We start from the raw sequence: 13,650 nt of genomic DNA, 5'->3' as shown, positions 1-13,650 counted from the left end.
AGCTTGTATAAGCTAGGAACACGAACAGCCGTTTATTTAACAATAAATGTACACAACGTTCCTTCGTCTGTCAAATCGCCTCAGCTATTTCTCCAGTATTTAAAAAGCTCCGGAAAACCAATCGTTACTGGTTCTCCGGAGCTTTCATCTACGCTTATTCAACTGTCAACCTGATAATCAGGTTGTTGTCGGTGGAGTACCTCCAGAGTTGCCCGAATTATTACCGTCCTCTGGCTTTTGCAGATTAGGAATATCATTCGGTTGATCCGTTGTATTCTTTGGCTCGTCATCCTTGCCTTGAATACGTACACGAACGTCTCCGATGTTGTCGATCACAGGCTCACCATTTTCCGGTGTACCTTCTCCCTCATTCGTGCTGCCGTCCAAAGAACCTGTCTCGATCAAACGTTTAATTTGCTCAAGTTCCAGAGTTTCTTCAACCAGCAAGGTTTGGGCGATCAAATGAACCTCTTTGGAATACTTGGTCAGGAGTTCTCTGGCACGCTCATAAGACTCGGTGATGAAACGGTTCATCTCCTGGTCAATCTGATAAGCGATCTGATCACTGTAGTTCTGCTCATGACCGATATCCCGTCCAAGGAATACCTGGCCTTGCGAAGTACCGAACTGCATTGGACCGAGTTTCTCACTCATACCGTATTCCACGATCATGCTGCGTGCGATGCTTGTTGCTTGTTGGAAGTCACTGTAGGCACCTGTTCCGATTTCACCAATGAACAGTTCCTCAGATACGCGTCCACCCAGCAAACCAGTGATTTTGTCCAGCAATTCCTGCTTGGTCGTCAGCATGCGATCTTCCTTCGGAAGCATGATGACATATCCGCCTGCGCGTCCACGTGGAATAATCGTTACCTTGTGAACCATGTCGGCATTTTCCAGAAAGAAGCCGATAATCGTATGGCCTGCTTCGTGATAAGCTACAATCCGTTTCTCGCGGTCACTGATTACGCGGCTGCGTTTTTCTGTACCTACGATAACACGGTCGATCGCTTCATCCACTTCCCGCATCGAAATATCTTTACGGTCACGACGGGCTGCCAACAACGCAGCTTCGTTCAACAGGTTTTCCAGATCAGCGCCTGTAAAGCCTGTTGTACGCTTCGCGATAACATCCATTTTAACATCTTTAGTTAATGGCTTGTTGCGTGCATGTACAAACAACACAGCTTCGCGACCTTTAACGTCTGGGCGATCGACTGTAATTTGACGGTCAAAACGTCCCGGACGAAGCAATGCCGGATCCAGAATATCCGGACGGTTCGTTGCAGCTACAATGATAATACCTTCGTTCGCTCCGAATCCATCCATCTCAACGAGCAATTGGTTGAGCGTCTGCTCACGTTCATCATGTCCGCCACCCAATCCGGCGCCACGTTGACGTCCGACAGCATCAATTTCATCAATGAAAATGATACATGGTGCGTTCTTTTTCGCGTTTTCGAACAAATCCCGGACGCGGGAAGCGCCGACACCGACGAACATTTCTACAAAATCAGAACCCGAAATGCTGAAAAACGGTACTCCGGCTTCACCTGCAACAGCTCTTGCCAAGAGTGTTTTACCAGTACCCGGAGGGCCCACTAACAGAACACCTTTTGGAATACGGGCGCCCACAGCTGCGAACTTACGCGGGTCCTTCAAGAATTCTACGACTTCAATAAGCTCCTGCTTCTCTTCGTCGGCTCCTGCCACGTCTTCGAAGGTAACTTTCTTCTTCTCTTCGTTATAAAGACGGGCTTTGCTCTTGCCGAAGTTCATAACTTTGCCGCCACCGCCCTGCGCCTGATTGAACAGGAAGAAGAACAACAGGAACATGATCACCAAAGGAACAATAGAAGTCAAGAACGTTAGCCAAATACTTTCGCCTTCCATTTTCTTCTGTACGTATTGAAACCCGTTCGTTTCACTAGCATTAACCAATTCGGTTAAAGCAGAGTCCGTTGGCGGAACATACACAGAAAAATTGGTGGATTTGGCATCAGCCGGCTGCTTCTTATATGCACCGGTTACAAGATAGGCGTAACCGTCAAATTGGACCGTTACTTTAGAGATATTATTAGCTTTAACCTCTTGCCGTAATTGGTCATATCTAGGGAGATCGGAGGCTTCGTTACTGTTGCTGACAAACTGAACGATACCCACCACAACTAAAAAAAGAATCAAATAAAAACCAGAATTCCGGATGAACCGATTCATCCCCTACCTCCTCTCGAAACACTTAAGTTATTTTACCATAGCCTATAAGCCCTTCTCAACAAAGGACGCTATTTAGTCCTAGGACTGGAGGCTGAGATTAGCTGGTGTAGATTTCCGGCTTCAAAATCCCTATGTATGGGAGGTTCCGGTAGTGCTCGGCATAATCCAGACCATAACCCACAACAAACGCATCCGGAAGAGTAAATCCGGTATAATCAGCTTCAAGATTAACCGTCCGGCGAGCAGGTTTGTCAAACAGGGTTACGACACATACCGAATTGGCATTACGGTTCTTAAGCAATTCAATCAAATGAGTCAACGTCAGGCCACTGTCGATAATATCTTCGACGATCAGAACGTCGCGTCCTTCAACCGAAGCGTCCAAATCCTTAATAATTTTAACGACGCCTGATGATTTGGTGGACACACCATAACTGGATACAGCCATGAAATCAAGCTCCAGTGGTACTGTAATAGCTTTAACCAAATCCGCCATAAAGATAAACGCACCCTTCAGCACGCAGATCACCAACGGATTCTTTCCTTCGTATTGCACGCTGAGCTGTGCGCCCAATTCCTTGATTTTACTCTGAATTTCTTCTTCGCTGATTAATACTTCCTGAATATCATTTTGCAACGGTGTAAACCCCCTAAGTTTATACTATGAAAGCCGTTCCTGCGCAATTACCGATGCCCTGGACTCTCCTGTCTTTGCCATGACATGTATATAACCGAAGACGTGTGCTTTTGCACCGCGGCATGTACAGAACGCCGCACGCCCGGAATCCAGAGAATAGCCCCGGAACGGTCGCAGACGACGGGAATAACGGGACGCAGCGAAGGAGGTATTTTTTCATCAATGAAAATATCTTTAACCTTTTTTCTTCCGTTTAATCCCATTACATACATGGTATCTCCAGGTAATCGCGAGCGTACTGTCAACGGCAAGACCAATTCATCTGCGTCGAAGCACGCTTCCTCCTCATTCGCCGGATTTTGCCCATCCGAATAGGAAGTTCTTCGCCACCGAAGTATCCCCCCCGCCTCAGGCAATTCAAGCTCACCGGAAATAGGCAATACGTCCAGTCCATAGCACCATTCGCCCATAACGCCTTGCGTACGGTCAAACAAAACCGCTTGGTCATATTCGCGGACTCCAACTGCACCACCGCCCAAGTCCAGACTCCACGTGGATGGTCGTTCCTGGAGAAGTCTCAGTCGAACGGTCTCAATTTTACGAAAATCTAAATTTTCACTGTCCGAAGGCAGATAATTTAATATTAGTTTAATCAACCTCCGTTGTAAAGCAACGGATAGCTTACGATAGGAAACGATGGAAAACATATACCTGCTGTTATCTATGTGCACCAATTCCTCATATACCGCCAGCGTGGATGCCTCCATAAAATCATTTTCGTCAGCCATGGTTTCAGCCAGCCGATTTAGAGAAGGTGTCAGTTGCTCATTATATTGCCCCAAAAAAGGAAGCACATCCATACGAATGGAGTTGCGGCGGTATTTCGATGATAAATTACTGCTATCCGTTACATAGGAAAGGTCATGAAACTTGCAAAACTCAATCAGGTCAGCCTTGTACATACGAAGCAACGGGCGAATGAGTTGCACATTTTTTTCCTTGCGTGTCAGCCGCATACCTGCCAGACCCGCCGGGCCACTACCGCGCAGCAAGTGTAGAAGAACGGTTTCGGCCTGATCATCTCCATGATGAGCCATCGCAATATGCTGTGCCGCCCACTTTGCAGCCGTATCATGCAAAAAGGCATAGCGCAGCTCGCGAGCCGCTTCCTGCGGTCCCTTGCCGCTCTCCTTCATATAAGCGGGCACGTCAACGCGAATCATTTCAAACGGCACCTCAAGTTTCCGGGCCATGTGGCGTACCTCTTCAGCCTCCGCATCCGATTCCTCCGGCCTGAAGCCATGATGGACGTGAGCACAGATCAACTGCAAAGGCATATGTACAACGGATATTTCATGTAAAATGTGCAAAAGGGCCACCGAATCCGGCCCGCCGGATACAGCAACCACAATGCGGTCTCCGGGGCTCCACAGCGAATGATCCCGCGCGAGGGCGAGCACTTCCTGTACAACACCGGTCGGTTTTGTTGTTCCCATTCACGACCCTCTTTTCTGCCGACCGAAAAATGATGATCATCTTTATCTTATGTAAGTCCTGCCGCTACCTTAGCGCAATCCAGAGCGCTCCGGCAAGCAGCAAAAGCGAGAGAGTGAAAGCATATCCCAGCCAGCGTGGAGTTCCTCTTTTCACGGACGATTGCCTGACATGCGCAGCAGCCAGACGCGACCAGGAACGAGCCGCCACACGGGTATCGGGATATTCTCCACGCACTGCACCCATCAGCCATTCGGCATAGGGTCGTAATACACGGCTACGACGAATGATGATGGTTAATTCCGCCGTATTACGCAGCTGTGGTAGCCTGCCCGCCGCTACTTTTAACGATTCGCCCTCCAATATATGAATAGTCAGAAGGGCGAAGGCAAACAGATCATACTGAGAATCGGCATTTCGACTGCCCGCATTCCAGAATCCCCTGTCATACCATTCTGTAAACTGCTTGACGCTCCGTCCCGCAAGGGACACCCCGCCATAATCAATCAACTCGGCTTCTCCATAGGCATTGACCAAAATATTTTGAGGCTTCAAATCGCCAAATACCCATCCTGCCTGATGCAGATCAGCCAAACGATTCAATATGCCAGTTCCAGCCACACCATACCATTCCGCTCCCTTGAGCGCCACAAAACGGTGAAGCGGATCTCCCTTGACGTATCGCATGACATAAAAGGGTATCTCCCCACCGCTACGCAAGGATACATCGTCCACCTCGAACAAAAAGGATGGATGTCCGTTTTGCTGGAGAGCAGATTGGGTTCCCTGCGACTGCAATGTGGTCAGCACGTTAATCTCCGATTGCAGATCAAGCGTGTTCTTCCCCATTTTCAGAGCAAATTGTCGATCTGCCTGTGCCTCTTTTACTAAATATACAGTTCCGTTCGCCCCACGGCCCAGCAGACGCTGAATGACATAGCTGCTCCGCTTCCACTTGCCCTTGATGACCGTTCCGGGTGCAAGAACGGGATCAGACGACGTAGTCACCGAGCATCCCTTCTCCTTTGCCATAGGATTCTACCATATCTTTCTGTTCCCCTAGTGTAACATATCGGTAATAATCAATCACTTGTAAAATGGCTGGACCCGTTGGCGTCGCCCCCTTCATCCGCAAACGGCCGAATATCGACTTAACCTGGCTAAGTTCAGAGGTCCAACCCATATCCATAACCGCATCTTCACCCATCCGTCCCCCAGGAAAATGAAAGACAGAAATACGGCTAGGTCCGCTTCTGGACTGTAAACTGAGCAGCAAATCCCGAATACTGTCTTCTACGGCAGGCAGCTTGGGCTTCATACTCGCACTGGCATCAATGAGCAAAGCAATTTCCAAAGCGCTGGTTTCTGTCAGTTCATCCATCACCTCAACCACCTGGGCCCGTTTGGCCGGCGGCAGTTCACCGATATGTCGAGCGCCCCCCTCACCCAAAATATGCGTTAACTCTCTATTAACCGCCTGCTGAATCGTTTGAACCACTGTTTTACGGGTCATCATCTGCATGGTCTGTGCCAAATGCTTCGTGCCTACGATTTGGCTGAAACCTCCTCCCGCTTTAGCGATTTCCTGAATCTCCGTACTTCCAAGCTCGCCAATCGTCCCATAATCTATGACTCCGGCTACGTTCACCGTAATGCCTTCCTGTAAAGCCTGAGCCGCCGCCATGACTGGACTGACACCCACATTAGAGCATCCGTCTGTAATGATCAAAATTTGCTTCATAGCTTTTTGACCTCCCGCTTCCTCGTAATCTATTCCGATAGATTCTATCTTTGCCGAATCTGGAACGATTCAAACGAAGAACGCGGATTTTTAAAAAGGAAGTGGAATTTCCCGGGCAATGTCTATTCAGCTAACCGTACGCGGGCGCTCCATCCAGCTCATACCCGGTACATGAAGCGTGGCCCATTCTGGGCGGAAATGATCTATTTTGCTAACAACTACCGTCATGTCATCATAGATTTGATTTTGCTGGTAGCGAATAACTCGTTCCAATAGACAGTCGGCCAACTGCTGCGGGTCATCGCTTTCAATTTCCTGGATCATGCGCTTCATCCATATTTCCTTGTTTACCGCATAACCCGGCGAGTCGTATATACCATCTGTGATCATGATCAAAATATCACCCGGCTGTAATTGAAGCGACACCAAATCAATTTCAATATCCTGTATAATGCCAATCGGCAAATTACTGGCAGATACGGGAATGACCTCCTCCCCTCTTTTAATAAAGCTCGGCGTTGACCCAATCTTCATGAATGTCGTCCGGGCCGTATACTGATCAATCAGCGCCATATCGACCGTAGCATACATCTCCTCGGGTGATCTCAGCATCAGAACAGAGTTGACCGACTTGATCGCCAGCTTCTCATCCATGCCGGATTGCAGTAATTCCTCCAAAATATTAAGCGCCGCGCTGCTCTCTTGCTGCGCCCGCTCTCCGTTGCCCATACCATCGCTCAAGGAGACTGCAAAGGTCCCGTTCCCCAGCTCCATCATGCTGTAGCTGTCTCCCGAGAAAAAATCCCCTCCTTTGGCAGCACTTGCTACTCCTGTGGCAATTTCATATGTTTTGGCGGAGCCAAACATGACTGTAGCCAACCCCTGGCGGCGATCTGCCGCCGTTTCGCGCATCACAGCAATATGCTCGTCCAATATGTCCGACAGCAGTGGAGCAATGATTTTCCGGCATTCGTCAAATCCCCTTGTATAAGCATGGACAATCTCAATTTCTACTTGGCCCGCATCCAGATTAATAATCTCAATAGATTGTATGGATAAGCCCAGCCGATCAAGCGCCTCTCGTATTTGTTCCTCCTGCCGATGCATGGTTTGCCCTTCCCGCTGAATTTCCCGCGCCAAATCCTCCATAATCTGCGATACGCCAGATAGCTGATCAGCAACAAGCTGACGACTGTCGTATACTTGGCGTTTCCACTGCATATTATGCTGGTAGAGGCTATACTGCTGCTTCATCACTTGCAGCACCGCGCCCGTCTTGGCGCATGCCTTGCTCCACTGCGGCGGCATCTGCTCCGGCATCAAATTCGGATTATCCTCAATAGCACTCATCATTTCCGTCATATACTGATGGGTTTGCATAAACTTGCCGTCCCAGCACTGCTCGCACTTGAAGCAGGAGGCACACGTTCCCTCCGCCACAGCGTTCATAAAATGCTCGATTTCACCTTCCGGCTTCGCGCTCTCACTCGCAGATATCTGGTGAAAGCTGCGGGATAGCTGACTGAATACGCGGGAAAATTTCGTCACCCGCTCGGCAGTGAGATCACGGACCCTTTTGGCATACTCATGCTGGGATTTAGCGTGGTCCTGCGTACCAGGAACATAGGTAGAAACCGCTTTAAAGAAGCTTTTTGGGGTCATTAAGAATAATAGAATCGCCGCGCAGCTCTCCCAGGTCGATGTTAGCACATCCCCGGTTCCGTCCAAATAGATTGTCAAAATCGAGGAACCTAGCAACATCCCGAGCGCCACTGCGCCTTTTCGCCCTTCACGCAGCATCCCTGCCAGCAAACCGGCAAAAGCGAGCAAACTCATCTGCACAATCGCAGACATATTGGCCAAGCTTAAAATTAAACCGGTAATCACACCGACGGAAGCACCTAGCGAAGCGCCCCCCACCAAGGCGAACACCAAGACCAAATAGCGAGATAGCACATGATCAACAGACAGTGAGTGAATCGTCCATCCTACCGCTCCCGTCATCACAGAGGCCAGTAAAATGATCAGACACAAAATTTCCTCATTTTTGAGCTGGCTTGTCTTTTTGCGATACGTAAACAATGGAATGGCCTGCGTAAAAACGAGTGTCAGCATAAAACTGAGAACCGCATCCGTCCCCACGATGACAAGGTCATACCAGGTGAAGGACGGGGCCATCACAGCGTAAAATAAATTGACCATAAACACAGACAGGAAAACCATAAGCGGGGCATAAGATAATTCCAGCCGATCAAAGGTTCGTAGCCCGCGATACAGGAGATAGAATACGAGCAGCTCGCCACCAATCATGAATAAGGATGGATAAGGGGCAAGCAGACTGCCCAACACGACCGATACAGCTACAGGCAGCATCAGATCACGCCGCAGGAACATGATGACTGCAAAATAAGCGAGAGCAAAAGGGGATAGCTCGTCCAAAATGGTGGCGCGTCCCAGTAAAAATCCCATAGCAGACAATAGCAGCATCCATCTTTGCGCCGTTACCCATTGCACTGCTTTATGTGAATCCAGCCGCTTCTTGAGTCTGGAAGACCAACCTTCCGTACGTTCTTTAGATTTGGACTTTCTGGATTTCAACCCTGGAAAATGTACCACGTTCCATTTCTCCATCATGCGTCAGGCACCCCATTCATCAATTTGATGTTCCCATCTTAAACCGGAACGATTGAGAAAGTTTGTCAGAACCTCACGTCTTATTCCAAGAAATTTCCGACAAAAAAACGTTCTGCGCGAAAGCACAGAGCATCGGCCTCAATGCCAAGCTACGTCCGCTTGGAAGCGTATGGTAATTACGAGCGCCCTCTCCCTACAAAGCCCCTTCCTGTCGCCCACACCTTCGCTTAGACTAGCGATTTGCACAGAAGATAGACGGAAAACCGTTGGAGTTTGTCGGACGATTATATCCACACGACAAAAAAAACGTCCACTTTTCAGCTTGATCGCCCTGCTTTTTCTTCAACAAATCTTGAATATCATAAAACGCATGCAAGATTACAGTCGGATGGATCTCCCACGCTCCCATAGCTCTTCATATATTTCAGCTATTGTCGGCATAACGCAAAAAAACCGTAGCAGTCTTTCGACTGTACGGTTTTCCGTGTATGGTTGATACGGTTGTCAAAGTGAATTAAACACGCTTCGCGCCGCGTCCTCCGCGTTTACCTTCGGTGTTCTTTTTCAGCGACGAAATGCGTTCCTCACTATCTTTTAGGAAGCGTGACATTTTATCCTCAAATGAAGGTTTACCCGGTGCAGGCTTGAACGAACGGCCTCCACGATCGCGGTTGAAACCACCGCCACCGCCACCACCGCGTCCTTGACTTGGACCTGAACCTCCACCGCCGAAACGGTCGCCTCCGCCTGGTCCTCCTGTGCGCTCCGGTCTTGGAGCTCTTGGCGGACGGGCTTCACTTGCCGGCTTGTCAATCGTTTGCTTAATGGAAAGTCCGATTTTGCCGTCTTTGTCAACATTAATGACTTTCACCGTCACGACATCATTAATCTTCAGGTGATCGTTAACATCCTTAACGTAGTTATCGGCGATTTCCGAGATGTGAACGAGACCCGTGACACCTCCAGACAAATCCACAAATGCTCCAAAATGCGTGATGCCTGTCACTTTGCCCTCTAACTTGGTGCCCACTTCAATTGCCATAGAATAAAATGATCCTCCCTTAAAATATACAACCGATTTTTTTGCAAAAAAATCCCGCTGTGGTGATTTGATTATACAAAATGGCGGAACCAAGGTCAACTAAGCATTGACCCAATGATGCGCCTATTTCTGCTCCCCGATGATCGGCGTCTCTTCCGGTTTGTAAAGACCGTACTTGCTTCTGGCAATTTCTCCGATATACTCGGGATCCTTGAGACGATTCACTTCAGTTTGGAGCTGTTGTTCCGTTTGTGTAGCAGCTTGCTTCTGTTTTTCCTTCTGGGTGAGCTGTTCACTTCGATCGGCCATAATCATACCTTGAGAAAAAAAGGTAAAAATAGCCCAACTACCAAAGGCGGCAAGCGATAGCAACCAAATCATGATTCGCCTGCGCCCGCCCGCGTTGGACTTGGACGTAGGAGATGAATGGCGATCTACAGACGAATTACGCATGATACTACCTCCTTCCAAACCATCTTTTTGCTGTGTTTTTCAGTCTGATGCCGAGCTTTACAAGCAATTCTGGAGTCCTCCAGCGCGCTTTAAGCGGACCGATCAGCCAGACGAGCGGCTTCCAAACCGGCATCAAGATGTATATCAGCATCCTTCCCAGGAACACAATAAGTGCCCATGTCCATCGGACCAGCTTGCGTACCAGCCGATACAGCGCCAACACCGGATGAACAATCAGGATGCGCAGTATGCTGTTCACGATCAACGTCAGTCTGCGGACTATCTTTAATAACATTACCACAAAACGTTGGGTTGTAACACTAAAGGCCCAAAAATAGAGCCAAACCCCCAAAAGTAGTCCTAAAAAGACATAAAACCGCAGCTCACCGCGATTACTCGCGTACAGCACACGGAAAATAAACAGGGCCGAGGCCACCCAATACAGCACGTCCAACATATGAATGCTCCAACGGGCAAAATGAAAGCGGATGGACAGCACCCGGTAGCTGTCGAACACCACTCCCATTGCTATGCCCGACAGCAGCATCCACGTCAATGTCAGCCATTGTGTGTGAGGGTTCATTTGAAGAGCTTGCCGAATAGGCTTTTTCCGTTTTTGGCCGGGGCCCCGGGCTCCAGGTAGACGAGGGAAGTAATCAGACCTTCAATGGACAGCAGCCCCTCTTCCAGACTGAGATTTTTGATATGTAAATGCTGTCCGCGAATGGTGAGATGACCCAGCTCGGTCTGAAGCAGAAACTCTTCACTGTCAAAGCTCTCCACATTGCTGACGCCTGAAATGTCGAGCTGCTTTCGGCTTTGCATGCGCAGGTCATGGTGTTTGGGCTTCCCTTGTTCAATCATGGCATGTACCCCTCCTTCTGTTCTTAGCTTATGAAGGGGACAACAGGATTTAGAACTGCACGAAAGAAACTGCATAAGAAAAAGCACCCCTTCATGAGAATATGAAGGGATGCTTTAATGTACAGCATATTAGAAAGTTAGATTCCAGTTACCAGTTCAAACCATTGTCTCTGGCAATGGGCTCTTCCTTCACTAAAGTGTACATACTTGCAGCCTCGTCCTTGCGTGTAGTGTCGGCGAGCCGTTCCACTCGCACAGTCACCAGCTTCTGGCCAAACTGGACGGTGATTTCATCGCCCACTTTGACCGCACTGCTCGGCTTGGCTTCGCGTCCGTTCACCACGACTCTCCCTTGTTCGGAGACGTCCTTGGCTACCGTACGCCGCTTAATCAGCCGCGAGACTTTCAAGAATTTATCAAGACGCATTAGTTAACGGCTTCTTTAAGCTTATTACCGGCTTTAAAAGCAGGAACGGTCGATTCTGGAATTTCAATCGTGTTGCCGGTTTGTGGATTGCGGCCTGTACGGCTGGAACGCTTGCGCGTTTCAAAAGTACCAAAGCCGATCAGTTGCACTTTGTCGCCGCTGGCGAGTGCATCTGTAATTTCACCAAGAACGCCATTCAATACAGCTTCAACGTCACGTTTGCTCAAACCGCTTTTGCTGGAAATATTGTTGATCAGATCTGTCTTGTTCATAAGTTAAAAGCCTCCCAAATATCAAAAAATAATCATCACGCTGCATGTCCATGAAATGGGGCAGACGTGAGGTCAAACTGCGGCCGAAGCCGCTCTGAACACAACTGGAATACGGTTGCCCGTAGAAAACAGTTATTTTCAGAATTACTACAAGTTATTCTGGCTTGGCCTTAAAAATCCTGCAATAGCAGTCGTTTTTTAATTCGACCCCAGTTAAGCCAACATCCTACTACAAAAGCCTCCCCATTGGCAAGTCTCCTCAAACCGACACGCTTCACAAGGGGATTTTCAGACTTTACGGCCTAGTGTCTGCCAAGAGTCTTTTTCGCTTCCTGCCAGTACGTCTCCATCTCATCTACGCTGCTGTCCTCGGGACGTCGTCCCTGCTCGCGTAATCGTTCCTCAATATACTGGAATCGGTCGACAAATTTGCGGTTGGTGGCCGACAGCGCCTCTTCCGGATCAACTCCCATAAAACGGGCTGCATTCACGGCAACAAATAGCACGTCGCCCAACTCCAGCAACTGCGCCTCCAAGGAATGTCCCTCGCGGACCGCTTCCTTCAGCTCAGCCACTTCTTCGTCCAATTTGTCGAATACACCTTCAATGTTATCCCAGTTAAAGCCTACTTTTGCCGCCTTTTTCTGGAGCTTGTATGACTTCATGAGCGCAGGCAAATCACGCGGGACACCATCCAGTACGGAAGACTGTACTGAAGCTATGCCTTTAATCCGCTTTTCCTCGGCTTTCATCTGTTCCCAATTTTGCAGCGCCTCTTCCGCATCATTCGCCTGATTGTCTCCAAACACGTGTGGATGGCGGAAAATGAGCTTGTCATTCAGCCCTTGAATCACATCATACACATTGAAGGCTCCAACTTCTTCTTCCATCTGGGCATGCAGCAAAATTTGCAGCAGCAGATCGCCCAGCTCTTCCTTCATGTGATCAGGATCGTCCTCATCTATCGTTTCGATGACTTCATAGGTTTCCTCGATCAGATTTTTGCGGATCGACTGATGCGTCTGTTCCCGGTCCCATGGACAACCTTCCGGACTGCGTAAAATATCAACAATCTCATGCAGACGGTCAAAAGAACGCCGTTTCAGCGCATCATCCTCACTACGCGGTATGTACACCAGAGACAGGTTTCCGTAGCCCTCCACCCGATCCAGCTCGTACAGTGGCACTTTATGCACCGCTTCCTCGCCCTCCACGCCAAGCGCATGACCTACGTAGACCTCATAGTCATCAGGATAGCGCTCCATTAAACACAGCTTCACATCTGAAGCCGTAAACGTATCATATACCTGTCCGATCAGCGTGTGCAACTGAGGTTGAAGCCAACTCGCATCCAGCGTACCTGCGTCCAACAACTGGAAACCTTCAATCGGGTCAAAACCAAGACGCACAAAAGCTTCATCCAGAAAACTTTCGCCGCCAAGGATGTTCAGTTGAATATCCTGCACAGGACAACGCTCTTTGAGCAATTGCACCGCCGCTTCCGCTACCATCGGGTGGCCCGGAACCGCATAGACGATTTCGCTTCCGTCCGCAGCTTTAGCGGCCGCTGCTATCAACTGACTGGTAATTTCCTCGTATACCTCTGGAAAAGATTCCTTGGTCTCATACACGGTGTCAAACGACTCGAAGGCCACTCCAAACTCATCCAGTACCTTAACTGCCGGGTGCTCCTTCGTCCGCAGATACAGCGCCGAAGCGCCCCGCATTTTGTTCAATATCCCTATCGTAAGCTGATCCGGGTCTCCCGAGCCTAATCCTACGACTGTTAGTATTGCGCTCATGTCCAATCCTCCGTTCCGCAGAAACGTAGCACACACTTCGTAAATATACGGCGCGTTGCCTGCTTCC

The 13,650-nt window shown here is 49.1% G+C and carries 13 protein-coding genes; all 13 read right to left on the bottom strand.

Annotated elements, in window-relative coordinates; genetic code table 11:
• Positions 1-177: 177 nt before the first annotated feature.
• Positions 178-2,217 carry an ATP-dependent zinc metalloprotease FtsH gene (gene ftsH / locus QD47_RS10330; RefSeq protein WP_044646046.1) on the bottom strand — a complete coding sequence of 680 codons (2,040 nt, stop codon included), beginning with the start codon at positions 2,215-2,217 and terminating at the stop codon, positions 178-180.
• Between the two features lie 97 nt (positions 2,218-2,314).
• Positions 2,315-2,854, bottom strand: a complete 540-nt coding sequence (hpt, locus tag QD47_RS10325; RefSeq protein ID WP_014279057.1) for a hypoxanthine phosphoribosyltransferase — start codon at positions 2,852-2,854, stop codon at positions 2,315-2,317.
• A 47-nt stretch (positions 2,855-2,901) separates the two neighbouring features.
• Complete coding sequence (gene tilS, locus QD47_RS10320; protein WP_044646045.1) at positions 2,902-4,350, bottom strand: tRNA lysidine(34) synthetase TilS; 1,449 nt, start codon at positions 4,348-4,350, stop codon at positions 2,902-2,904.
• Between the two features lie 64 nt (positions 4,351-4,414).
• Positions 4,415-5,356 (bottom strand): protein kinase domain-containing protein, encoded by a 942-nt coding sequence (locus QD47_RS10315; protein ID WP_044646044.1) that lies wholly within the window; start codon positions 5,354-5,356, stop codon positions 4,415-4,417.
• The gene (locus tag QD47_RS10310; protein WP_044646043.1) at positions 5,340-6,089 is read right to left on the bottom strand and encodes a vWA domain-containing protein; all 750 of its coding nucleotides are present in this window, start codon (positions 6,087-6,089) and stop codon (positions 5,340-5,342) included. Before QD47_RS10310 ends, QD47_RS10315 begins: the two co-directional genes overlap by 17 nt.
• A gap of 126 nt (positions 6,090-6,215) precedes the next feature.
• Positions 6,216-8,723, bottom strand: coding sequence for a stage II sporulation protein E (gene spoIIE, locus QD47_RS10305; RefSeq protein WP_082067159.1), 2,508 nt, complete (start codon positions 8,721-8,723; stop codon positions 6,216-6,218).
• Between the two features lie 514 nt (positions 8,724-9,237).
• Positions 9,238-9,765 carry a S1 domain-containing RNA-binding protein gene (locus QD47_RS10300; protein WP_025683065.1) on the bottom strand — a complete coding sequence of 176 codons (528 nt, stop codon included), beginning with the start codon at positions 9,763-9,765 and terminating at the stop codon, positions 9,238-9,240.
• 123 nt (positions 9,766-9,888) lie between these two features.
• Entirely contained in the window at positions 9,889-10,218 is a 330-nt protein-coding gene (locus tag QD47_RS10295; RefSeq protein ID WP_044646042.1) for an FtsB family cell division protein, read from the bottom strand.
• A gap of 4 nt (positions 10,219-10,222) precedes the next feature.
• Positions 10,223-10,801, bottom strand: coding sequence for a spore cortex biosynthesis protein YabQ (gene yabQ, locus QD47_RS10290; protein ID WP_044646041.1), 579 nt, complete (start codon positions 10,799-10,801; stop codon positions 10,223-10,225).
• Positions 10,798-11,082, bottom strand: coding sequence for a sporulation protein YabP (gene yabP, locus QD47_RS10285; RefSeq protein WP_014279048.1), 285 nt, complete (start codon positions 11,080-11,082; stop codon positions 10,798-10,800). Before yabP ends, yabQ begins: the two co-directional genes overlap by 4 nt.
• Positions 11,083-11,230: 148 nt before the next feature.
• The gene (locus QD47_RS10280) at positions 11,231-11,509 is read right to left on the bottom strand and encodes an RNA-binding S4 domain-containing protein (RefSeq protein WP_014599342.1); all 279 of its coding nucleotides are present in this window, start codon (positions 11,507-11,509) and stop codon (positions 11,231-11,233) included.
• Complete coding sequence (locus tag QD47_RS10275; RefSeq protein WP_007428028.1) at positions 11,509-11,781, bottom strand: HU family DNA-binding protein; 273 nt, start codon at positions 11,779-11,781, stop codon at positions 11,509-11,511. Before QD47_RS10275 ends, QD47_RS10280 begins: the two co-directional genes overlap by 1 nt.
• A gap of 302 nt (positions 11,782-12,083) precedes the next feature.
• Positions 12,084-13,583 carry a bifunctional methyltransferase/pyrophosphohydrolase YabN gene (gene yabN, locus QD47_RS10270; protein ID WP_044646073.1) on the bottom strand — a complete coding sequence of 500 codons (1,500 nt, stop codon included), beginning with the start codon at positions 13,581-13,583 and terminating at the stop codon, positions 12,084-12,086.
• Positions 13,584-13,650: the final 67 nt, after the last annotated feature.

Origin of the sequence: Paenibacillus terrae (genome assembly GCF_000943545.1) — a bacterium.
GTDB classification, from domain to species: domain Bacteria; phylum Bacillota; class Bacilli; order Paenibacillales; family Paenibacillaceae; genus Paenibacillus; species Paenibacillus terrae_A.
Note: the sequence above shows the minus strand (reverse complement) of the source record. Positions and strands in the feature narration are given on the sequence as shown.

Bases quoted from the DNA above. Each gene is read 5' to 3' on its own strand.
- ftsH (WP_044646046.1), bottom strand. From the start codon at position 2,217: ATGAATCGGTTCATCCGGAATTCTGGTTTTTATTTGATTCTTTTTTTA.
- tilS (WP_044646045.1), bottom strand. From the start codon at position 4,350: ATGGGAACAACAAAACCGACCGGTGTTGTACAGGAAGTGCTCGCCCTC.
- QD47_RS10310 (WP_044646043.1), bottom strand. From the start codon at position 6,089: ATGAAGCAAATTTTGATCATTACAGACGGATGCTCTAATGTGGGTGTC.
- spoIIE (WP_082067159.1), bottom strand. From the start codon at position 8,723: ATGATGGAGAAATGGAACGTGGTACATTTTCCAGGGTTGAAATCCAGA.
- QD47_RS10300 (WP_025683065.1), bottom strand. From the start codon at position 9,765: ATGGCAATTGAAGTGGGCACCAAGTTAGAGGGCAAAGTGACAGGCATC.
- QD47_RS10295 (WP_044646042.1), bottom strand. From the start codon at position 10,218: ATGCGTAATTCGTCTGTAGATCGCCATTCATCTCCTACGTCCAAGTCC.
- yabQ (WP_044646041.1), bottom strand. From the start codon at position 10,801: ATGAACCCTCACACACAATGGCTGACATTGACGTGGATGCTGCTGTCG.
- yabP (WP_014279048.1), bottom strand. From the start codon at position 11,082: ATGATTGAACAAGGGAAGCCCAAACACCATGACCTGCGCATGCAAAGC.
- QD47_RS10280 (WP_014599342.1), bottom strand. From the start codon at position 11,509: ATGCGTCTTGATAAATTCTTGAAAGTCTCGCGGCTGATTAAGCGGCGT.
- QD47_RS10275 (WP_007428028.1), bottom strand. From the start codon at position 11,781: ATGAACAAGACAGATCTGATCAACAATATTTCCAGCAAAAGCGGTTTG.
- yabN (WP_044646073.1), bottom strand. From the start codon at position 13,583: ATGAGCGCAATACTAACAGTCGTAGGATTAGGCTCGGGAGACCCGGAT.